Annotated in this window: 14 protein-coding genes (1 of these 14 cut by a window edge); 6 read left to right on the top strand and 8 right to left on the bottom strand. The window is 50.6% G+C overall.

Annotated elements, in window-relative coordinates; genetic code table 11:
- Complete coding sequence (locus tag R2K28_RS10175) at window positions 1–663, bottom strand: c-type cytochrome (protein ID WP_316364198.1); 663 nt, start codon at window positions 661–663, stop codon at window positions 1–3.
- A gap of 293 nt (window positions 664–956) precedes the next feature.
- Here R2K28_RS10175 and fae point away from each other — a divergent pair, with 293 nt between their 5' ends.
- The 4 genes from fae (at window position 957) to R2K28_RS10155 (ending at window position 3,068) form a co-directional block, all read left to right on the top strand.
- Window positions 957–1,505, top strand: a complete 549-nt coding sequence (fae, locus tag R2K28_RS10170) for a formaldehyde-activating enzyme (protein ID WP_316364197.1) — start codon at window positions 957–959, stop codon at window positions 1,503–1,505.
- A 145-nt stretch (window positions 1,506–1,650) separates the two neighbouring features.
- Entirely contained in the window at window positions 1,651–1,773 is a 123-nt protein-coding gene (locus R2K28_RS10165; RefSeq protein ID WP_316364196.1) for a zinc-binding dehydrogenase, read from the top strand.
- Between the two features lie 44 nt (window positions 1,774–1,817).
- Window positions 1,818–2,681, top strand: coding sequence for a DUF4437 domain-containing protein (locus tag R2K28_RS10160; protein WP_316364195.1), 864 nt, complete (start codon window positions 1,818–1,820; stop codon window positions 2,679–2,681).
- A gap of 150 nt (window positions 2,682–2,831) precedes the next feature.
- The gene (locus tag R2K28_RS10155) at window positions 2,832–3,068 is read left to right on the top strand and encodes an SDR family NAD(P)-dependent oxidoreductase (RefSeq protein WP_316369715.1); all 237 of its coding nucleotides are present in this window, start codon (window positions 2,832–2,834) and stop codon (window positions 3,066–3,068) included.
- Between the two features lie 207 nt (window positions 3,069–3,275).
- On the opposite strand, the gene R2K28_RS10150 is transcribed toward R2K28_RS10155, so the two are convergent.
- Window positions 3,276–4,043 carry a hypothetical protein gene (locus R2K28_RS10150; protein ID WP_316364194.1) on the bottom strand — a complete coding sequence of 256 codons (768 nt, stop codon included), beginning with the start codon at window positions 4,041–4,043 and terminating at the stop codon, window positions 3,276–3,278.
- Between the two features lie 150 nt (window positions 4,044–4,193).
- Here R2K28_RS10150 and R2K28_RS10145 point away from each other — a divergent pair, with 150 nt between their 5' ends.
- Entirely contained in the window at window positions 4,194–5,228 is a 1,035-nt protein-coding gene (locus R2K28_RS10145) for a helix-turn-helix transcriptional regulator (RefSeq protein WP_316364193.1), read from the top strand.
- A gap of 4 nt (window positions 5,229–5,232) precedes the next feature.
- On the opposite strand, the gene R2K28_RS10140 is transcribed toward R2K28_RS10145, so the two are convergent.
- From R2K28_RS10140 to R2K28_RS10110, 6 genes are all read right to left on the bottom strand, one after another.
- Window positions 5,233–6,045: a type II CAAX endopeptidase family protein gene (locus tag R2K28_RS10140; RefSeq protein ID WP_316364192.1), complete on the bottom strand. Its 813-nt coding sequence runs from the start codon at window positions 6,043–6,045 to the stop codon at window positions 5,233–5,235.
- Between the two features lie 34 nt (window positions 6,046–6,079).
- Entirely contained in the window at window positions 6,080–6,835 is a 756-nt protein-coding gene (locus R2K28_RS10135) for a MipA/OmpV family protein (RefSeq protein WP_316364191.1), read from the bottom strand.
- 663 nt (window positions 6,836–7,498) lie between these two features.
- Window positions 7,499–7,897, bottom strand: coding sequence for a hypothetical protein (locus tag R2K28_RS10125; protein WP_316364190.1), 399 nt, complete (start codon window positions 7,895–7,897; stop codon window positions 7,499–7,501).
- A 40-nt stretch (window positions 7,898–7,937) separates the two neighbouring features.
- Window positions 7,938–8,525, bottom strand: a complete 588-nt coding sequence (locus R2K28_RS10120; RefSeq protein ID WP_316364189.1) for a tetratricopeptide repeat protein — start codon at window positions 8,523–8,525, stop codon at window positions 7,938–7,940.
- Window positions 8,526–8,598: 73 nt separating this feature from the next.
- Window positions 8,599–8,880: a hypothetical protein gene (locus tag R2K28_RS10115; protein WP_316364188.1), complete on the bottom strand. Its 282-nt coding sequence runs from the start codon at window positions 8,878–8,880 to the stop codon at window positions 8,599–8,601.
- 42 nt (window positions 8,881–8,922) lie between these two features.
- Window positions 8,923–10,119 (bottom strand): tetratricopeptide repeat protein, encoded by a 1,197-nt coding sequence (locus tag R2K28_RS10110; RefSeq protein ID WP_316364187.1) that lies wholly within the window; start codon window positions 10,117–10,119, stop codon window positions 8,923–8,925.
- A 244-nt stretch (window positions 10,120–10,363) separates the two neighbouring features.
- Here R2K28_RS10110 and R2K28_RS10105 point away from each other — a divergent pair, with 244 nt between their 5' ends.
- Window positions 10,364–21,950, top strand: partial view of a calcium-binding protein gene (locus R2K28_RS10105; RefSeq protein ID WP_316369665.1) — the start only. Its footprint extends 15,965 nt past the window's final position; only the first 11,587 of its 27,552 coding nucleotides appear in the window; its start codon is at window positions 10,364–10,366; its stop codon lies beyond the right edge, outside the window.

Below are 21,950 nucleotides of genomic sequence, written 5' to 3'. Positions count from 1 at the left end.
TCAGTCGTCAACGATGGAGAGATAGGCGAATATATCGGTCAGCTCCCCATCGGTGAAATCCGATAACAGCTCATCCTCAGGCGCATCCTCGTCATGTATGCGGATCTTTTCCCGATACTTCTTCACTTGTCGCCACAGATAGTTGGTATACTGCCCGGCGAGCATCGGCACCGCCTTTTCATTGTCCCCCAGCCCTTCACGGCCGTGACAGGAGGCGCACTCTTTCCGGTAGATTTTCCGGCCATTTTCTATATCGCCAGGGGCGCGCGGGATTTGCATCAGACGCTTGGATGCCAGCAGGCGTTCATAGGCGTTGAAGCCCGGTGAGTTCTCATCCGCCGGCGGCAGTTTGGTCTTCAATACGATCTGCTCAAGAAATTTCGAGATGTCTTCAATGTCCTGATCGGGCATCTGCCGGTGATCCACATACTCCACCATCGCCAGGTTGGGACGCAGACGGTCACGGAAGAGATGGAGCTGCTTCGCAAGAAAGGCGCTTGGCATACCCGCCAGCCGGGGATATTCACCCTCCTTGCCGCCCTGGCCGTACTCCCCATGACAGCCAGCACATACCTCATTGATCTCTTCACCATTTTCAAAATCGAACGCAGGACAAAGGGCCGGCAGCAGTGAAAGGTAGATGAGAATGATAGGCCTTGGCATTGGATTGGGATCAGAGCATTACGTAAGTACTTCTGGTGAAAGTTCAGTTTGCATCAGGTAATTTCACCACAGTGGGTAGAGAAGCGTTTGATGTTGATCAAAACGTTTAATCACTAATGTTGAGCTACCTAAGTTTAGTTCCTGAGATTGGCGGTATTCCCTATTTTTAGTGTCTAAATTGAAATCGCACGTTCGTCACTGGAGGAGAATGGGATATTACAGATAAATCTTGCGATCGGGGGGCATACAAAGATAATCTCACGTTTTTTACCAAACCAATTGGAGATACTCCTATGAGCGAGAGAATTGTCATGCGCACTGGTGAAGCATTGGTGGCAGGAGGACCGCCATTCACCGCAGCCGAGCCGGAAGTAGTCATTGGCGAATTGGATGGTCCCTTCGGCACCGCATTCGCAAACCTCATGGGGGATCAGGTTCAAGGCCACTCACGTGTGCTGGCGCTGATGAATACAGACATGCAGGTTCGTCCCGCGACATTGATGGTAAGTAAGGTGACAGTCAAAAAGACCGCTTACACCAATATTCTGATGGGTACTGTACAGGGAGCGATTGCGAATGGTGTTTTGGATGCTGTTCGAAACGGCACGATACCAAAAGAGAAGGCCAATGATCTCGGTATTATCGTTTCTGTCTGGTTGAATCCAGGCATTATCACAGTTGACGATCTGGACCACGAAGCCTTGTTCGACATTCATCGGGAGGCGACTCGCCGCGCACTTGAGAAAGCCATGAACAACGAACCGAGCATCGATTACCTGCTTGAAAACCAGGACAAGTTGGTGCACAAGTACTATCAAAAAGAGCTGGATGCGAAAAAATAGAGACGGCAGCGATCATGCGGCTATCCAGGCCGGAGTATCGCCGATCCTCTCCAACAAATAATCGATGAAGATCCTGACTTTCGCAGTCAGCACATTCGATTTCGGATAAGAGCACGCAGCGATTCTCGCCAAGCTGGCCGAGATTGTGGATCTGGGCGCACTCAAGCCACTGCTCGATGAAACGCGGTTTGGTCTCGAAGATGTCGGTAAGGCTCACGACCGTCTGACCAGCGGACAAGCCGTTGGCAAGGTGGTCGTGGAATTCTAACGAAGATCAAAGACGGCAAACATGACGATGAAGGAGGGAGTGCCATGAGAGCTAAATTCGCAGCGATATGGCTAACAACATTAGCCGCTGTCAACTCGGTTTATGCCATAGGAAGTCAGAACCATGCTTCTGTAGAGGTTGTCCTGACGCCTGAAGTCGAGTGGGAGCAACTTAACCCTGCCCGTGGCGACAAAAGCCCCCAGGCCGGGACGCTCTGGGGTGATCGCAAGGGTAGTGTGCCAACGGGCTTTCTCGCCAAGTTTGTGGATGGCTTCTCGTCACCACCGCATATCCACAATGTTACCTACCGCGCAGTGGTCATCAGTGGCCGCATTCACAACGATGACCCTCAGGCCGCCGATATGTGGATGTCGGCGGGTTCCTTCTGGACGCAACCGAAAGGCGAAGTGCATATTACCGCCGCCAAGGGTGATACCAATCTGGTGCTTGTCGAAATTGACAAGGGGCCGTATCTCGTCCTGCCTGTAGAGGAGGCGTTCGATAGTGGAGAAAGGCCGGTCAACGTGGATACATCGAACATCGTCTGGGTCGATCCGCCCGGCATGCAGGCCTCTGCCAACGGACCGAAGATCGCCTATCTTTGGGGTAAGCTGCGGGATGGTCAGTCAAATGGGACCTTCATCAAGCTGCCGGCTGGATTCACGGGGAGGATACATAGCCACGGCTCGACCTTTCGCGCTGTGGTAATCAAAGGTCGACCACAGTACCTGGATGCCGAGGTCAAGTCTTTAGATCCAGGGAGCTATTTCGGCTCGATGGGAGAGACGGTGCATCAGGTCGCGTCCAAAGCGGGTGAAGAGAGCATCATCTATGTGCGTACGGATGGCAAGTATGAAGTGATTCCGGCAAACCAACAGCGCCCGACACACTCGCTGAACAGGAATTAGAAATGAACAGACATGCCAACAATCAGGCACAACAGACCATCGTTCCTACCTGAAATCCCTTGAACAGATCGGCGTCAATCATGTGGCCCTGAACCTGCGCTTTAATCAGGCCGATATGGAGACCACCCTACAACGTGTTGCCCACGAGCTATTGCCGGACTTCCCGGGGTAAGGAGTACCGGTTCCACCGACGGCATCGGACTTGAAACGGCCAAGCAACTCTATTCAAAGGGACACCAGATCCTGTTACACGGCCGCAATCCATCAAAGTTGGAAGCGGCTGAAAAAGCAATCTTGGCGCTGCAGGGCAATTCGCCTCACCGCACCACGACGCGCTTGATACAAGGAAATCCGCACAGGTGGTACGTGCTATCGAGACGATCTTAGCCGATAGCGGACATTGACAGAATCAAAAAATCTTATGATTCCACCCCGCTTCACCCTTCAGGTTGAACAGCAGCCCGCCAGAATTGACTGGGTTGATAGCCGCATCGGTCTGAAAAAACCATCCTTAAGCAGGAGCAGTTTCAAGGCTGATTTCGTATTTATAACAGTCAATCCACTAAAGTGGGTGGATTGACCGGGGGTAGGGCATCAAGTTGGGTTCGATAAAGAGTCGAGTAATTTATAGAGAAAGTTTATATATTTTTTGTCGTCCTCCACTCCGTCAAAAACATTAATACTCAACTGATCTATTTTTTCTTTGGAAATGATCCTGTCACCAGAGCATATCTCATCGATCAACATTTTTGCATTTTTGTATAGCTGCTGGTGCCCCTTTTGATGTTCAATGAAGTCAGGGTAGTAGTGCTCTGACATGAACTTCTCTTCAAAATCAAAGTGCATCTCAATATCAGTAAGGATACTACCCAAACTCTCTTTTATCTCCTTTTGGCTCTTTATATTGGCTAAATTCTTGATCTTTGTTCCAAGCTGAATATGTTGCCGATTGACCTCTCTGATGTGAGCATCCAGACTTTTACTGATACAGTTACAAACCTCCTGGATAAATCGACGTGGGTCATACGGCTTTAAGATGGCGGAACAGACATTTGTTTTGTCAGACTGTTGAAAAATGCTGGTGCTGCTGTCTGAGGTGAGCACCAACCTGGGAATTTCTTTCCAACCGGGCCGGCTCGACATAAGCTCCATCAGTTGACTTGCACCGATTCTGACATTTCCGTTTAGGGGGAGATCTGTGTCGATAAGAACCAAATCCGGTGGATCGCTGTCAAGGATAAGATTCCAGGCAACGGGGCCACATTCCACTGACTTTACGCGGAATTTTTCAGGTGCAAGCATGAGGTTAATCAGTTGCGAATCAAGGCCTGGCGGCTCAATCAATAGTGTCGTGAAGTGCATGGTTTAGGTCGCTTGATTTCCCGGAAAAATATTGTAATTAATTATTTTTTTTATTCTTACCTCTATAGCGGCAGTTCATATAGAATATTTAATCAATCCCGATAAACCATACTAGGGCCTGTTAACACTAATCCAATACTGCTGCCAGCTATGACCGCCCCCGATGAAAGTGACCGGCTTGAGAGGCTTGCCGAACAAAACGAACATCACTCCTGGGCCGATTTTGGTTCAGTCAGCCCTGAACATCCCCTGTTAAGTCGCTATATCGCCAGTTACACCTACTCCATAGGGTGCTTGAGAGAACAGCAGGCCAAACTGATCACCCGCGCCTATCCCACGGTTATGACGCAGATCTATTTTGAGTTTTATGGCGGTCTCAGCGAAATACGGGGAGAGGCCCATGGCTTTGGAAAGCCCGCCAAATCAAAAAGAGAGGCGGATACCTCTGGGAATCAGGTCACCCAGGGGGCTGTGATCGAGAAGCGCACCTATATCAAGCAGGGCCTGGGCAGCTGGTTCGATATCTATCAACTTGCCTGCAATGCCCAAAGCAGACCGATCAAGAATCTCAAGGTGGACCTCTATCCGATGGCCTTGTATGAACTGTTCGGATACGCACCCAAGGAGCTTGCCGGTGAGGATCTGCAACTGGCCGACCTGTTGGGCCATACCACCACCAGTCTGATGCTGGAGGAGATGGAAGCGGCCAACAGCGGACAGGCGCTGGTACGGGTTGCCGAGCGCTACTTTCTTCAGCAGCTTTGGCAACAGATCAACCGGCAGCGACTGGAGATCGATGATCGTCATGCTTCAACCAAGAGCAAAGGTCATACCATTACCCCGAAAGGCTTCACCCCACCGCTTCCCGAGACAGAGGAAACCCTGCCTCAACAGGCGGAGCGTTACAACAAAAGCAAACGCTGGCTGCAAAAACGCTATGACGAGGTCTATGGTATGTCCTTCAAGCAGATTCAGAATAACCTCAGGTTTCACACTGCCCATCAGGTGCTATGGCAGACCCTGGCCAGGGGCCAGCCGATCAACCTGACCGAACTTGCCTATCGCAGTGGCTATTTCGATCAGGCTCACTTCATCAAAGACTTCAAACGCTATACCGGTATGACGCCGGGACAGTACCTGAAAACCAACTTCGATCAGCAGAGCCAATATCTCTGGTATTGGTAACAGGCTATCCCTGACGCCGAAACAGGGACCACTGATTGATGATGATCACCAACGCAAAGCCAATCAAAACGAAGGTCTGAATACTTTTTGTCTGCTGGGTCATGCTCAACATCTCCTGGGAGAGGTTGATGACAAAGTGAAACAGAATCGCCACCAGGATACTGCGTTGATTGATATGACACACCCAGCTGACAATCACCCCCAGCACCGCCGTTCCGAGAAAAAAGTTCACCGCATACCAAGGGCTTTGTTGAAAGATCTCATACTGATAGGAGTGATTCACCCAGAGCAGGGGCAGATGCCACAGAGACCATAGCACCCCAAAGATGAGTGAGGTTGCCAGAAAACTCCGCCCTTTCTCCAGACTTTCAAAGCCATACCCCCGCCATCCCAGTTCTTCAAATACCGCCGCCAAGAAAAGCAGGGCTAACACAGGCATGAATCCTGTACTGAATGAGAAGGCCTCGGAAACCTGAAACTGCTCAATCGAACCGCCAAACGCCAGCGAAACAAGGATTGAAAGTACAACAGATAGAGGCATTAGCGCCAGTGAAAGCAGAAATATCCCTGGCCGAATCAGACGAACACTCAACAGACGACGGGTAAAATCCCGTTTCATAGCCGATTCCGGCTGTCGCCAGATAAACACAATTGCCACAATCGCCGGCATCATCAACCCCAGCAGCATGGGCATCATGTAATAGTCCGCCCAATCAGGGCTGAAACTCATGAAGCCGCCTACACCCCAAAATAGAAAAGTACCGGCAAATACCGCGAGAAAATATTTTTTACCTTGATAGTTAAACCCGTTAATCATTGTCTTTACCCTGAGAAAATATATTTGGACGAATTCAAAACTCGTAGAAAACACCGATGTAGGCTGACCACTGGTCCTGTCTGGTGGTCAAAGGACTGTCATCGACTGCATCATCCGCCCTGAGATACTCGGCAGAGGCAAGCAGTGAGATATTGTCATCGATGCGTTTGACAAGGTTGCTACCGAGATAGAACCTGTAGCTCTCATCCGCGGTGTAATCATGCCGTGTAGCAGCCGTTGCCTCTTCAGGTGACACACCAAAGTAATAATCGGTTTTCTTGCCGTTCCAGTATTCCGAGCCGGCATACCAGGAAAGCATATGGGTATCGTTCGTCCAGAACGGTCGCTCATATTCAACCCGTACCGATAAGCCTTTATGTGTGTCAGAGATATCCTGCATCAATTTGGCTTTCGCCTGCCCACCGGCGATACCGACTTCATAGGCCAAGCCAGCCTCCCAGGCCGCATCACGATCAGCCATACCCTCCAAGGCATCACTATCATCGCTGCTGTAACCATCGAAGGTACGACGGATTTCCAACGCCAGACTCTGGCCTCCGTCATCCTGATAGAACCGGTAGCCGCCACTGATACCCTGCAGGTAAAACCGGTCATATTCAGCGATCACCAGGGGTAAAAAGTAGTACTCATTACCCGCATCCTCATAAAAGCTGCTATTGGCCGAAGTCACCAATCCTGCTTGTACGCTGCGTTCCGCCAGTGAGGGTGTGTGAATGGCCACACCAATCAAACCAATAAGGCCCGTGTAGAATTTCAATCTTTGTACCATCAGTAGTCATCCTTTGTTGTTTACATGATGGGTTCAGCTTAAGGAGGTATGAGGGGGAAAAATTGTAAAAATGTGCACAGATGTTGAAGCGAGATAGGGGGGGAGGGTGGTGGTCCACCCTTAATTTTCCAGAACCATCAAGTCTGGCAATCTCTACGTTCACACTCGATATCAAGGAGCGTTATCCATGCCACCCCTTATTACCATTGTGTCTCCTGCTGTGTACGCCGCGCCTTTCTCTGTGGTGTGGATTCACATACCGGCAAGAGCCACGAACAACGACGCCAGTGGTTCGTCGATTGAACGCAGATTCATATGTGGAACAGCAGGAGATCTTCACAGGAGACAGGTGCGGACAATTTGGTCAGCGTTGGTGCTGGATCACCGTCTGCAATACATCAATCCTCCGCCATCATACTTTTCCCAGGCGTAAAGGGTACGCAGCCCTTCGGAGGTATTACGACGTTCGCACGGTACCTGTATCGATTTGACCTTGTTGCTGGCAGTCTGTCTTTAATACATCGAGATCCATCCGGTGTTGTTCCTGATCGAGGGACACGCTTTTCCAGGTTATTGGCGCAGCCCAGAACAGGCGGATTACTTTGTGCAAGGCGACTACCCCGATGGGCAGACGGAAGGTGACGAGTTGACCGAGGATAATGATTATTTTTTTGTATGTATCAGTGACTTTAAAAGCAGTTTGAATTCCAGGTTGAGCTTACTATCATTGTGTATTGCTGCGCTGATTTGCTTTGAGTATTTTAAAAATGAGCCAGAATCCAAGAGATCTTCACCAAATTCCCACGCTAAAACAGAGTCGATAAAGAGTTGCACTGCTTTATCGCTTTCCCGCTCTTCTTGTGGGAGCCGGTTAATGCGCTCACTGATACGCCGGCTTAATTGATCAAGACCAGGTTTTTCCGGGATATATCTGGCGTTTTTCTTTTGGGCTAAAGATCGCTTGGTGCCAATAGATGCTGTTGCCTTATTTGCGCGATTGCTTCCAGTTTGCTGTAGTCGCAAGGCCTCGAGAAGTCTTGTGAGCTTACTTACTGGATCCATTTTGGACTACACGCCGTAAGGAACAGAATGATCGCGATTTTCAATGTTCTGTATCATCATCCCGCTGATAGGCAGCCAGGAGGATATGGTGACCACCATCGCTTCCAGACTCCTCTTTGTCCAGTTCGGATGATGGCGAAGCGGGTTTAATGACTTGCTCCGCTTTGCTGATGACTTTGCGCATATCGTTATTGAGTGCTTCATTTTGACTATTGAGAGCAATGCCCTGGTTTAAATCTTTGATGCAGTCATCGAATTCATCATTGACCAGGTGCAGCATCCCTCGTTTGAATAGAAACAAAGGATCGGTGTCACCAAGTTCGTCAAGGGAGCGCCAGGCGTTCTCTGCTTCAGTTACGCGGCCCGAGGTAATGTGAAGCAAGCCCAGTTGAAAGTGCGCGGTTGGCAGGTCAGGTTCCAGTTCAACAGCCCTGGTCATCTCTTCAGTCGCACGTTCATACATGCCTATTTCCGCATGGATGGCTCCCAGAAGATAATACGCTTTGCCATTGTCGTCTGACATTTCCAGCACGCGTTTTAGATAGCTAATAGCTTGCTCATGGTTTTCGGCATGCATCGCCAGATGCATCAGTTCTTCGCTGTCAAGCTTTTCACTTTCGTTTCTCATATGCCTTCTACCATCAAATAGAACTCAGAAGTCCCAGTAAATTTTGCTGACATCCATAACACTCAGATCGGGGTTATCGTTTCCAATTCTGCTTAACGCGGATTTCACGTTTTTCTTCAAGGTTTTTCCAGGTCGCCGAGTCGGTTGTTGTATTCGCCACCACCAGGACATCCTCCTCCTCAATGAAGCTGCCAATCAGACTGGCGGCCTCGGTGGCATTTTTTGGCGAGTTGACATACCAGCATGTATCATGAAGCTGGGTTGAGTTACCCAAAGACTCGATTGCTTGATCGAGCTTTGTCCGGTCTTGTTCATCGCTCTTGAGTTCGTAAGAGATAAAAAGATTGTTCCACATCGTTGCTTCTTTCTCCATTATCTTTAAAGTTCGCAGATTAGTTCATCCACCTGATTTTCTCATTCGTGCCAAACGAAGATGTTTGTTGATCACAGTTTTACCGGCTGTAGATGCCTCGAATTTTACTTTTATATCTCTCATACTCCAACCAAAAGGGGATAACCTTCTGTTTGTTAACAGTTCGTGGATCGTTGAATCAGTCACCTGATCTCCATTTCTTGCAGCGCCGATACTCTCTTGTATAAGGAGGGCGGTAACATTCTCTGGATCGACTTGCAGTGCCTTTTGTACCTGTTGTTTCGCTTCTTCCGGCGATTCATTTGACAGTGCCAGCGATGCCATACCAACATAACCATCAGCTTCGTTGGGTTCGTTGGTGACTGCCTGTTTAAAGGCCTCTTCCGCTAATGCGTATTCCTTAGATAATAATGCCGTCCATCCTAAGCCAACATAGGCGTATGAAGACGTTGTTTCTAAATCTGCGGCTCTTTCGAATGCCTCTCGAGCCTGCTTGACGCGTTGCAATATTAACAGGGTTTGCCCTTTCAACAGGTATGTTCGAGACAGATTCGGTTCGATAGATTCGGCGTTACGCAGTCTGGTTAGGGCCAGATCGGGATTGAAGTCCAATAGGGCAATCTCTGCCTGAAGGTGCAGTGTATCAATGTCGTTTGGATGACGCGCTAGAATGCGTTCCGTACGTTCTTGAGCTTTATTTAGCTTTCCTGATTGAAAGTCATTCAGAGCGTGAAAATACTGGCCACCTAAATGGTTCTCATCAAGCACGAGGACCTTATCAAGGCATCTTATCGAAGCTTCGGCGTTACCTAACTCATCATGGGTAAGCGCGAGATAGTAAAGATAGCGCGGCTCATTCGGGTGCTGGTCTGTTAGATTTTCGAATATATCCCTCGCAGACTCGGTTTGTTCGAGCGCAAAATGTGCGTACCCGAGATTAAACAGAAGATTGGATTCGTCAGGCGCTAAAGCTATTGCCCTTCGTAATGCAGCGATAGCTTCCTCTCCGCGGTCAAGTGAGAGATAAAGGGCGCCGAGACGGTTGAGTAAATCCGGATCATCTCCTGTCAGGTTCCTGAGCCTCTCGAAGTACTCGATTGACTTGGCGCATTCCCCGGCAGCCTGATAAGTGGTTGCTATATCGTTCAACAGGTGGGTATTTGCTGGATCCTGAGCGAGGAAATTCTCCAGTTTACGCGCCCGTTCAAGTTCGACGGACATACCGGCGGCTCCTTGATTTTTCTAACCAATAACTGTCCATTTGGGCAGCGAATATATCACAACTAACTGAAGCTGGGCAGAGCTTTCAAAGAGTCAGGGACCGTAAGAATATAATTCCTATCCCGCCCTAAACATATTTGTACATATCTGGATAGATATAGTTGAGCACCTCTATTTGGATTCTTGAGCGATAACTTCAAGAAGCTATTGATATTTTGGAAAAAACAACTCATTAGGAACGGAAATGGTCGGAATCATCGGTGGTGAGAACCTGGGAATCTACAACGGTTCACTGGGACGTTTTGGATCGATTGGTAGCGATGGATGGATTGGACGTAACGGCCAGAGTGACCGGATATATGTCAACGCCACGACAGGGAATCTGGTTGTTCAGCGTCGAGATGAATTTCTCACAAGCCAGGGTTTGGACTTGGGGCTGGTGCGGACATACAACAGCCTTGGACGCTTCGACGATGCTAATGGAGACAACTGGCGGCTAAACGTATATCAGCGGCTCTACGACCTGACAGGCACCGTCAATACGGTAGGTTCGAGCATTATCAAGGTCTACGATGACGGTGCTGAAATTACATTCACGTATGACGCAACCCAGGGACTCTACGTCAGCACGGCAGGCGAAGGGGCTCACGACACCCTGAGTTACGATGCTTCCGCGGGAATTTGGCGCTGGACTGATGGAACACCCGGGGTGGAGGAGCGTTTTAATGCTAATGGGCAGATCATCGAACAGCGTGACGCCGATGGCAATCTCTTAACCTATACCTACACCGGTGCTCTGATTACAGAGATAACGGATGCATCGGGTCAAACCACCTATTTCGACTACAGCGGCACGAACCTGACCCAGATACGCACAGTATCCGATGGGCAGGAACAGAGTCGGGTGCGCTATCGCTATGATGCACTGAATCGCCTGAGCGAAGTAGAAGTCGATCTGAGTCCTGAGGATAACTCTGTAGCGGACGGCTATATTGCAATAACTCAATATACATACGATGGGGACAGCACACGAGTTGCGTCTATCACCCATGCCGATAGCGTTGCTGTATCGTTCACCTATGATGCAGCTGGGCGCCTGGAAACCATTGCTCAGAACGGTGGGATTACCACCTTTACTTACACCGGCCAGGGTGGTGGCACACAAACATTGACTGCCACAGCCAATCCGGATGTGCTCACCATAGTGGATCCGTATGAGCCGATTCCTCTCTATGTCGTGCAGGCGGGCGATACTTGGGAGAGCATTGCATTAACGGTTTATGGAGATGCCAGGGCAGGAGGGACACTTGAATCCTATTTTACCGGGTGGGGAACTTTAGCAGCAGGGCAAGAGCTGCCGGTACCTGACACGCTCAGTTATGAAGTGACTTCCGAGACTGCTGTCAATGGACAAACAGATGTAGAAGACCCTCTTGGACATATCACCAGCTACATCTTTGAGGCTAATTTAATTTCCGAGGTACGTTCTCCATCAGTGGAGGGAGAGCGAATATCCAGTTTCTATAGTTATGACGAGTCGGGAAATCTCACATCGACCACCGATGGAAACGGCCATGTTACTGTCTATGCCTATGATGAGAATGGGCGTGTGCTTTCACAGCGCGATGCAAAAGGCAATACGATTGAGTATCGATACAGCGCAGAGGGCCTGCTGCTCAACGAAATAGCCTACCTGACGCCGGATCCGGATGGTGACGGAACGGAGACCGCTGGGGATCCGCTGGTTACACGTTATGTCTACGACATCGAAAACCACCTGCGATTCATCGTTAGTGCTGAAGGCCGGGTTGAAGAGCACCGCTACAACAGTGTGGGCCTGCGGACCGCTTCATTCCAGTTTCTCGAAGGACGTTATGCTGTTGGTGCATTGACACCCAGTGACACCCTGAGCGAAGCAGATCTGCTGAGCTGGCGGGGGGGACAGAATTTCGGTCAGATCCAACGCACGGATTATACCTACGATGTTCGGGGTAATCTGAGCCTGGTTACAGACTTTGCAGCGGTGGACAACAATGGAGCCGGTGTTGCCGGAACAGCATCCACGACACGCTATGTTTATGATCAGGCCGGCCAGCTGCTCACGCGTATTGATCCGCGCGGTGAGGCCTCTTCGGAACCAAACGACTATACCACCCACTACCTCTATGATGGGTTGGGGCGTTTGTATAGCACCACCGATGCGCTCGGGCAGGCAACGCTATCCCAGTACGATGATGCCGGCAGTCGGGTGATCACCCATATCGCCAATGGCCTGTCCACAACCCAGGTTTTCGACACCCGGGGACTGCTGATCAGTGAACAGCAGAGTTCTTCGGATGCCACCCCCCTGGGCACCACAACCTACCAGTACGATGCCGCAGGGCAGTTGAGAGTCACCACTGATCCTACCGGCCGCAAAACCCACATGTTGTATGACGAGGCAGGCCGCCAGATCGCCGCCATCGATACCAGCGGAGCGCTGACTGAGTACCTCTATGACGATAACGACCAGGTGATCAGTACCATCGGTTATGCCACCCTGCTGACCGACACGGAGATCGCTGGATTATTGAACCCGGACGGCTCTCCGGCCGACATCACATTAGGTGCCATCCGTCCCCAGTCCAGTCCGAATGATCGTATCACCGCCAATGTCTACGATGCAGCGGGGCGCATAGTTCAATCCATAGATGCGGAAGGGAACGTTACCCTCAATCAGTATGATGGTCTGTCCCGTCTCACCGGGACAGAGGTTGTTGATGCTAATGCCACGGGGACATTGGAATTAGATATCACCATCACAAACGAGAGCCGTAATGTATCTCAAGGCAACCTTCGCCAGGATGGGACAGAGGTTGCCGATACCCTTACAGGCGTTGTCGGTAATGACACAATTTATGGACGAGGAGGGGATGATCTTATCAGAGGAGAGGCTGGAGGAGATTATCTCTACGGCGACGCTGGACTTGATCAGCTGTTTGGCGGTGTTGGTGATGATTATATAAGTGGTGGATATGATGATGACAGCCTTCATGGGGGGGCTGGCGACGATAGGTTGTATGGATATTATGGCGATGATTATCTGGAAGGTGGGTCTGGTTCAGATAATTTATATGGTGGCAGTGGAGACGATACCTACCACTTCGAACGGGGTTTCGGTCAGGATACCATAGACAACAACTCCCAGAATTATGACAGCAACAGCAATCGTACGGATGTAATCCAATTCGGTGCCGATATCACTGCCGACCAGGTGTCTCTCTACCGTTCATCAGACAATCTTATCCTTTTCCTGAATGACAGCGATGACACGATTACTATCCGCTACTATTTTCGTTCTAACGCCACCAGCAGATACGTAATCGATGAGATTCGCTTTCAGGACGGTACGGTCTGGGATATCGACACCATCAAGCTTCTGGCGCAACAGCCAAGTGAAATCGACGATACGATCTACGCTTACAACCAGGCCAGCACCTTAAGTGGTCTGGGAGGAGATGACACTTTATATGGCAGTTCGTCGGATGACCAGCTTTCTGGCAATGATGGCGCAGACCATCTCTACGGTTATGCCGGAAACGACACGCTCATCGGTGGCGCGGGTAATGATTTCCTTTATGGAGACACGGGTGATGACCATCTCGAGGGTGGCAGTGGAACGGATACGCTCTATGGTGGAAGAGGTGATGATACCTATTATTTTGGCCGAGGATTTGGTCAGGATACCATCGACAACAACTATCAAAACTACGATTCCAACAGTAGTCGTACCGATGTGGTCGAATTTTCAGCCGACATAGCTACAACTGATGTCTTTCTGCAACAGTTGAGCAATGATGATCTACAGGTCGACTTACTTGGCTCAGATGACCGCTTGATCATACGTGACTATTTTCGCAGCAGCGGTACCAGTCGGTATGTATTAGATGAGCTTCGCTTTGCCGATGGTACTGCATGGAGCTATGCCGATGTTACAGCTCTACTGCCAAGCATGGTACCACCGACAGGACAGACCATCGATGGCGACGCCACTGCAAACATACTCATGGGGGGCGAGGGTGACGACACTCTGCACGGCCATGATGAAAATGATCAGCTATCTGGTAACGGTGGCGTGGACAACCTATGGGGTGAGAACGGAGACGATACTATCCAAGGTGGCGCCGGGAGTGACCACCTTTATGGCGGTGCAGGATCGGATTTCCTGGAGGGAGGGAGCGGGAACGACTGGCTCCAGGGTGATGCTGGTAACGATACCTATCATTTTGAAAGAGGATTTGGTCAGGATACTGTCCAGAATAATGACACAAGTCCAGGCCGTATCGATGTCATAGAATTTGGCTCAGATATCGCTGCAAGTGAAATACGGGCCACTCGTAATTCAAACAATTTGATTTTGCAACTGATTGGCACGGACGACCATGTTACTGTCAGCTCCTATTTTTACCAGGAAACCGCTGGCGGATATGTAATTGACGAGATCCGTTTTGCGGATTCCACTGTTTGGGATGTCGAAACAGTTAAGCTTCTTGTCCAGCAGGCCTCACCGAGTCACGATAATCTGTATGCTTATGCCTCAGGCGATACTCTGGATGGTGCGGAGGGTAACGATACACTAACTGGCGCTGCAGGAAATGATCATCTGCTCGGAGGGGCTGGTGTCGATGATCTTCTTGGCAACGAAGGCAATGATCAATTGGACGGTGGTACGGGGAGCGATGACCTCTATGGCCATGCGGGTAACGATCAACTGATCGGCGGTGTGGGTAACGATAGACTCTATGGAGGAGATGATGACGACATCCTGACCGGTGGTAGCGGTGACGATACCCTTTATGGAGAGGCGGGTAGCGATGTCTATCGTTTCGATTTGGGATTTGGCCGGGACACCATCTACAACAACGACGGCAGTTCGGGTGGTATCGATGTCATCGAGTTCGGTGCGGATATTGTTGTCGGGGATATCAGGGTCTATCGCCCGTCAAGCGGTTACAATAGCCTGGTATTAGAGCTTATTGGTACAGACAATGCCATCACCGTTTATAACTTTTTCACAGATGACGCCATAGTCAATTCCGCCAACACTCATTCATACGTCATAGAAGAGATCCGCTTTAACGATGGGACTCGCTGGAGTGTCGACGATATCAAATCGATGGTGTTGGAATCCACTGAATTCGATGATCAGTTACGTGGCTATGTTGGCGAGGACAACCTAATCCGGGGTGAAGGTGGTAATGACACACTCTATGGCCAGGAAGGTAACGATGCCCTCTATGGTGGTGATGATACAGATACCCTTTATGGGCAGGCGGGGGACGACCTGCTCAGCGGTGAGCGGGGCAATGACACCCTGCACGGCGAAGCCGGCAATGATGAACTCTTTGGTGGCGTTGGTGGTGACACCCTATATGGGGGGAATGATGATGACACGCTCCATGGTGGTAGGAGCAACGACACTCTTCGTGGCGATGCAGGTAACGACACCCTGATTGGCGATGAAGGCAATGACACCCTGTATGGTGGGAATGGCAGCGATATTTACTATTTCGAACGGGGATTCGGACAGGATACCATTAATAATGGCACGTATAGTTATGATGCAGTCTCAAGCAGAACCGATGCGATAGAGTTTGGAGCAGGCATTGTTTCGTCGGACATCCTGACGATTAGGGATGGCGATGATCTCTATCTCTACCTTAATGGCACTGAGGACAATATAAAAGTAAGCAGTTATTTCAGAAGTGACGCTACTGAAAAATATGCGGTGGACGAAATCCGTTTTGCCGATGGCACTGTATGGAATATCGATACTGTTAAAACACGAGTGCAAGATCCCACGGGACACGATGACGTTCTCTATGCTTACGTAACCGGCGGTATTCTGCATGGAGCAGATGGGGACGATACTCTCTACGGTGAAAGTGGTAGTGACCAGCTATGGGGTGATAAAGGAGCTGACACACTTAGGGGGGACTATGGCGATGATACCCTGTATGGTGGAGTGGGCAACGACACCCTCTATGGCGAATATAACAACGACACTCTGATTGGTAATGCAGGTGACGATACCCTATATGGTGGCAGTGGTAGCGATACATACTATTTCGAGCGGGGTTTTGGTAGGGATACCATTAACAATGGTTCCTATAGTTATGATTCCATCTCAAGTCGTACCGACGTTATTGAGTTCGGTGTGGATATCAATACCTCGGATATTCTGGCGCGGCGTGGAACCGGCTACCCCGACAACGACACATATGACCTTTATCTATTCCTTACAGGCACAAATGACTGGATAAAGGTCGATTCTTATTTCAGTAACGATGCCACTGATAAATATGCAGTGGATGAGATTCGCTTTGCTGACGGTACTGTATGGGATATCGCAATGGTTAAGACCATGGTGCAAGATCCTACAGGACACGGGGATGTACTCTACACCTACAGTGACGGTGGAACTCTGCATGGTGCGGGAGGAAGAGATACGCTTAATGGTGCTTCCGGCATCGATGATTTACGGGGTGATGAAGGAAACGACAGGCTCTATGGTGATGCTGGAGACGACACGCTGTACGGTGGTGTTGGGGATGACTACCTCTATGGCGAATCGGATAACGACACCCTGATTGGTGACGTTGGTGATGATACACTCTACGGTGGATACGGCAGCGATACATATTACTTCGAACGGGGTTTTGGGCGGGATAAAATAGTAAACGGTAATGACACTAATGTTGATGCCATCCAGTTCGGGGCGGATATAGACGTAGCAGACATCTGGGTGCGCAGAGGCTTTGGGAGCGTTTCCGCTAGTCAAAATCTCTACATCTATCTGGGTGGCACCAACGACAGGATAGAGGTTGAGGACTATTTCTTAAGCGAGGCTACCACAGACCGCGCCATAGAGGAGATCCGCTTTGCCGATGGTACAGTATGGGATATTGCTACTGTTAAAACACTGGTGCAGCAACCGACGGGGCAAAATGACACCCTGTATGCCTATACACCTGGTGATCTGCTAGAAGGAGGAGGTGGGGACGATACGCTGCTTGGCGCTAATGGTGATGACGTATTACAGGGTGGTTCCGGTTCAGACCGTCTTGAGGGTAATGATGGGGCGGATCAGTTACAGGGGGGAGTAGGTAACGATACCCTCATTGGTTACAGCGGCAATGATTTTCTGAACGGTGGGGCTGGTAACGATGGTTATTATGGCGGCAGTGGTAGTGATACCTACCACTTCGATCGTGGATTCGGTCGTGATTTTATCAATAATTACAGCTATGGTGGTGCAAACGACTCAGTAAGTGCCCGTACAGACGCCATCCAGTTTGGCGAGGGCATAGATCCTTCCGAAGTTTGGGTTAGCGAGGGTTCTTCTGACGATCTGATCGTCTCTCTCATCGGCACCAACGACCGAATCACTGTCACAAACTATTTTTCCAGCAACGGCACCAGCCGCTATGTACTAAACCAGATTCGATTTAATGATGGCACAGCCTGGAACTACAGCGATGTCGTTGCAAGACTTTCAACACAAACGCTCCCAGAGGGAGTCACTCTAGACGGTACAGATGGGGCCGACCTTCTCACTGGTAACGAGGGGAATGATTACCTTTATGGCTATGCTGCGGACGATCAACTTGTCGGCCTTGGTGGTCGCGATGCCCTATACGGTGGTGATGGAAACGATCTTCTACAAGGTGGAAATGCTATCGATACCCTTCGAGGTGAAGGGGGTGATGATACATTAGAAGGTGGCGCGGACAACGACTCCCTCTATGGCGGTGCAGGAGCGGACATTCTGACGGGAGGTTTAGGTGACGATACCCTCAGAGGTGAGGCGGGTAACGACATCTACTACTTCGCTCCTGGTTTCGGCCAGGACACCATCAATCATCAATCTATTGCAGATCCGGGAGAGGCGGATATCGTCCAGTTCGCCGCCGGTATCAGCGAGGAGTCAGTCCGGGTCTATCGTAGTTCCAGCGATCACTTGACTTTGGAGCTGATTGACACCAATGACAGCCTTACCATCTATGCCTATTTCCGCAATGACGGCGTGCGTGACGGCAGCAGTTACGAGAACACAGTGACCGAAATCCGTTTCGCTAGCGGCACGGTTTGGACCCTGGATGATGTCAAGGCCCGCGCCCAATTACCCACCGAGGCCAACGATACCCTCTACAACTACGGCACAGGCGGGGCCCTGCATGGCGGTAGTGGCGACGATACCCTCTATGGCAGTTTCGGCGCCGATCATCTCTTTGGCGATAGCCATAGCGATAGACTCAATGGCGGCGGGGGCAATGATCAGTTGGAGGGGGGCACGGGCAATGACACCCTCCATGGCGATGTGGGTGATGACATCCTGATCGGTGGTGTTGGCAACGATGCTCTCTACGGTGATGGCGGCAACGACATCTACCATTTCGAACGGGGATTCGGTCACGACACCATCTACCGTGACAGAGACGATCCAAACGGCATCGGAGTCGATATCATCCGTTTCGGTAATGGAATTTCTCCCGGGGGTATCCGGGCCTATCGGGAATCAAGCACCAACCTGGTGCTTGAGTTGATAGGCAGCAACGATAGCGTGACTGTTTGGAACTATTTTTACAACGATGCCATCGAGGATCCCACCGACCGTAGTTACCATGGCGTAAATGAGATTCAATTCGCCGACGGTACTGTGTGGACAGTCGATGATGTCAAGGCATTGGTGCAACAACCCTCTGAGGCCGACGATAGGCTCTATAGTTACCAGGTTGGCGGTCCTCTGCATGGGGGACACGATGACGATACCATGTATGGGAACACAGGTATCGATCATGTGTTTGGTGAAGAGGGCAACGATACCCTCTACGGCCATGAAGGAGACGATCGACTGGAGGGTGGCACCGGTAATGACTATCTGCGTGGTGAAGAAGGGGATGACACACTAATCGGTGGTGTTGGTGATGACAGATTATATGGCGGAACCGGCAATGACACCTACTACTTTGAGCGAGGTTTTGGTCGTGACACTATTAGTTCCGAATACAATAGGAACGTGGATGAGGCGGATATCATTCAATTTGCCCCAGACATTACCGAGCAGGATATACATGTTTCCAGCAATAATTATGCTCTATATCTGCACCTTATCGGCACAGATGACAGAATAACGGTCAACGGTTTTTTCGATAACGATGCCATCCCAGACGCTACTGATAACTCACAAAATTCAATCAGTGAAATCCGCTTTGGTGATGGTGCAATTTGGAATGCCGATGACATTAAATTAAGGGTACAGCAGTCCACCGAATCAAATGACACCCTCTACAGCTATGATGTTGGTAATGAACTCCATGGTGGCGGTGGTCGAGATCACCTAGAAGGAGGAAGCGGTATTGACCATCTGCTGGGTGATGAACAAAACGACACACTATATGGTCGTGGTGGGGACGATCACCTGGAAGGAGGTCTAGGTGATGACGTGCTTAATGGAAATGAGGGTGATGACGTACTGGAAGGTGGCGTTGGTAACGATTCCCTTAGTGGCAACGATGGCCACGATAACCTCATTGGTGGCAGTGGGGATGACTATCTCGATGGTTATTATGGCGATGACATTCTGCAAGGTGGGGCAGGTAATGACAGTCTATATGGAGGCTCGGGTAACGATACTTATCGTTTCGAACGGGGATTCGGTCATGACACCTTGGATAATAACAGGTACAACTACGATACCAATGCCAATCGTGTGGATGTCATTGAGTTCGCTGCAGGTATCACTCCATCAGAACTCAATGTAGGACGATACAATAACGATCTATTCCTAGAGCTCGTTGATAGCGATGACCGTCTGAAAGTAACAAACTATTTTCAAAATGAGGGAACCAGTAAATATTTCATTGACGAGATCCGGTTTGCTAACGGTACCGTATGGCATCTCTCAGACGTTTATGCCCGTGTTGGTGAAGTAGCTCAGCTGCAACGGACCACACTAAGCTGGCCTGCGGAAACGAACCAGCAGGATCTGCAAGTCTATATCAGTATCGATAGTGGCGCTTTTTCCCCGTTGTTTGCCGATAACAGCCAGTATCAATTAGTGCTGGATGATCTGGCCCAGGGTGAGCACAGCTATCGTATCGAGTACCGGGATGCCGAGGACAATGTAATCCGTCAAGGCAGTGGTAGCTTTCAGGTCCATGAGAGCGGCGTTGAGAACCAAGTGGCTGTTCTGGACAACCTGGTCTCCCAGGAGGATTTTCGCGCCACCCGTTACTACTACGATGATGACGGCCGCTTGAGTGCCGAACTTGATGCGGACAGCTACCTGACCGAATATCGTTACGATGGCGCTGGACGCCAGGTAGAACAGATCCGCCGGGCGGAACCCCTGGATGTGGGTCGTCTCTACCGCAGTGATACGGTAATGGATGATAACCCACTGGGTTATTGGAAATTTGACGATACCGAGGACTTGGTTGCCACAGACGTGAGCGGCAACGGCCTTGACGGCTACTACAATACTGCCGTGGGCCTGAACGAACTCGGTGCGGTTAGCGGTGGTGGTAGTGCAACCAGCTTTGATGGAGGCACGAATACCCTGGTAGATCTCGGTAACACTCCCTCTTTGCAGCTCGATCGCGGCACTGTGGAGGCTTGGATCAATACCAGTTATACCTACAGTGGTGACGGTGCAATCGTAGCGAAGAATGGTGCTTACGGCCTCTATCTCTATAACAATGAACTGGTCGCCTACAACGGTACAAGCGGTACTCGCATTAATTCGGGAGTCAACCTGGTCGATGGCCAATGGCACCATATCTCGATGACCTTCGACTCCGGAGTGGTGGACGGCACCCAACTCTATATCGACGGTGTGGAAGTGGCTGTTGGCACCATGACGGTATCGGATCAGAATAACAGCCTGAAGGTTGGTGGCGAAGGTACGACCAGTAACCGGTTTACCGGTCTTATCGACGAAGTGGCGGTCTTCGACCGAGTGCTGAGCGCAGGCCAGATCCTTCGTCATGCTGATCCCTCGGGTCGTGTCAGCGCTGACAATCTCGGCCAGGCGTTAACCAGCATCACCCCGACGGCGAGCGACTCGGACCAGAGCGACTACCACTTCTACAACGCCCGGGGCCAGCGCATTGGTAGCCTGGACGTCCAGGGATTTCTCACCGGTTATACCTATGATGCTGCGGGCAACCTGATCCAGAGCACCCGCTATAGCGGCGTGATCAGCGATTACGATCCTGCGGCGGACACATTTGCCACCCTGCAGGCCCGTGCCAGCGGGACACAGGATCGCACCGCGGCTGCCGAGTATGATGCCCTGAACCGGGTTACCGCCGAGACGGACATCGTCAGCGGCAATCGCAGCGAGTATAGCTATGATGCTGTCGATAATCGGGTGAACGAAACTCACGGCCTCGCGGCCGGTGGGGATACCACCGAGGTCCGCAGCCGGCGCTATCGCTACGACCTGCAGGGACGCCTGATCGGCGAACTCAACGGCGAGGGCAGCCGTCTCTATCACGATGGACTCAGCGATGCCGAGGTAACCACACTCTATCAGCAGTACGGGCTGAGCTACACCTACGACGAGGCGGGACGGCGCCTGAGCGCCACCGACGCCAATGGTCACACATCCACCTATCTGTATAACGATGCCGGACGTTTGACCCACACGGTCAATGCCATGGGCGAGGTATTGGAGGCCCGCTACAATCCATTCGGTGAAATCGAGGAGAGCATACTCTACGCCCAGCGCATCGACACCACCGGTCTGCAAGGGGGATTGGCGTCACCGGCGCTACTGGCCCAGATCG

It is taken from the genome of Candidatus Thiodiazotropha sp. CDECU1, from assembly GCF_963455295.1.
Taxonomy (GTDB): Bacteria; Pseudomonadota; Gammaproteobacteria; order Chromatiales; family Chromatiaceae; genus Thiodiazotropha.
The sequence above is the reverse complement of the archived record's forward strand: the minus strand, read 5'-3'. Positions and strand labels throughout refer to the sequence as shown.

Bases quoted from the DNA above. Each gene is read 5' to 3' on its own strand.
- R2K28_RS10140 (WP_316364192.1), bottom strand. From the start codon at position 6,045: ATGATTAACGGGTTTAACTATCAAGGTAAAAAATATTTTCTCGCGGTA.
- R2K28_RS10115 (WP_316364188.1), bottom strand. From the start codon at position 8,880: ATGTGGAACAATCTTTTTATCTCTTACGAACTCAAGAGCGATGAACAA.
- R2K28_RS10110 (WP_316364187.1), bottom strand. From the start codon at position 10,119: ATGTCCGTCGAACTTGAACGGGCGCGTAAACTGGAGAATTTCCTCGCT.
- fae (WP_316364197.1), top strand. From the start codon at position 957: ATGAGCGAGAGAATTGTCATGCGCACTGGTGAAGCATTGGTGGCAGGA.
- R2K28_RS10135 (WP_316364191.1), bottom strand. From the start codon at position 6,835: ATGGTACAAAGATTGAAATTCTACACGGGCCTTATTGGTTTGATTGGT.
- R2K28_RS10160 (WP_316364195.1), top strand. From the start codon at position 1,818: ATGAGAGCTAAATTCGCAGCGATATGGCTAACAACATTAGCCGCTGTC.
- R2K28_RS10150 (WP_316364194.1), bottom strand. From the start codon at position 4,043: ATGCACTTCACGACACTATTGATTGAGCCGCCAGGCCTTGATTCGCAA.
- R2K28_RS10120 (WP_316364189.1), bottom strand. From the start codon at position 8,525: ATGAGAAACGAAAGTGAAAAGCTTGACAGCGAAGAACTGATGCATCTG.
- R2K28_RS10175 (WP_316364198.1), bottom strand. From the start codon at position 663: ATGCCAAGGCCTATCATTCTCATCTACCTTTCACTGCTGCCGGCCCTT.
- R2K28_RS10145 (WP_316364193.1), top strand. From the start codon at position 4,194: ATGACCGCCCCCGATGAAAGTGACCGGCTTGAGAGGCTTGCCGAACAA.
- R2K28_RS10125 (WP_316364190.1), bottom strand. From the start codon at position 7,897: ATGGATCCAGTAAGTAAGCTCACAAGACTTCTCGAGGCCTTGCGACTA.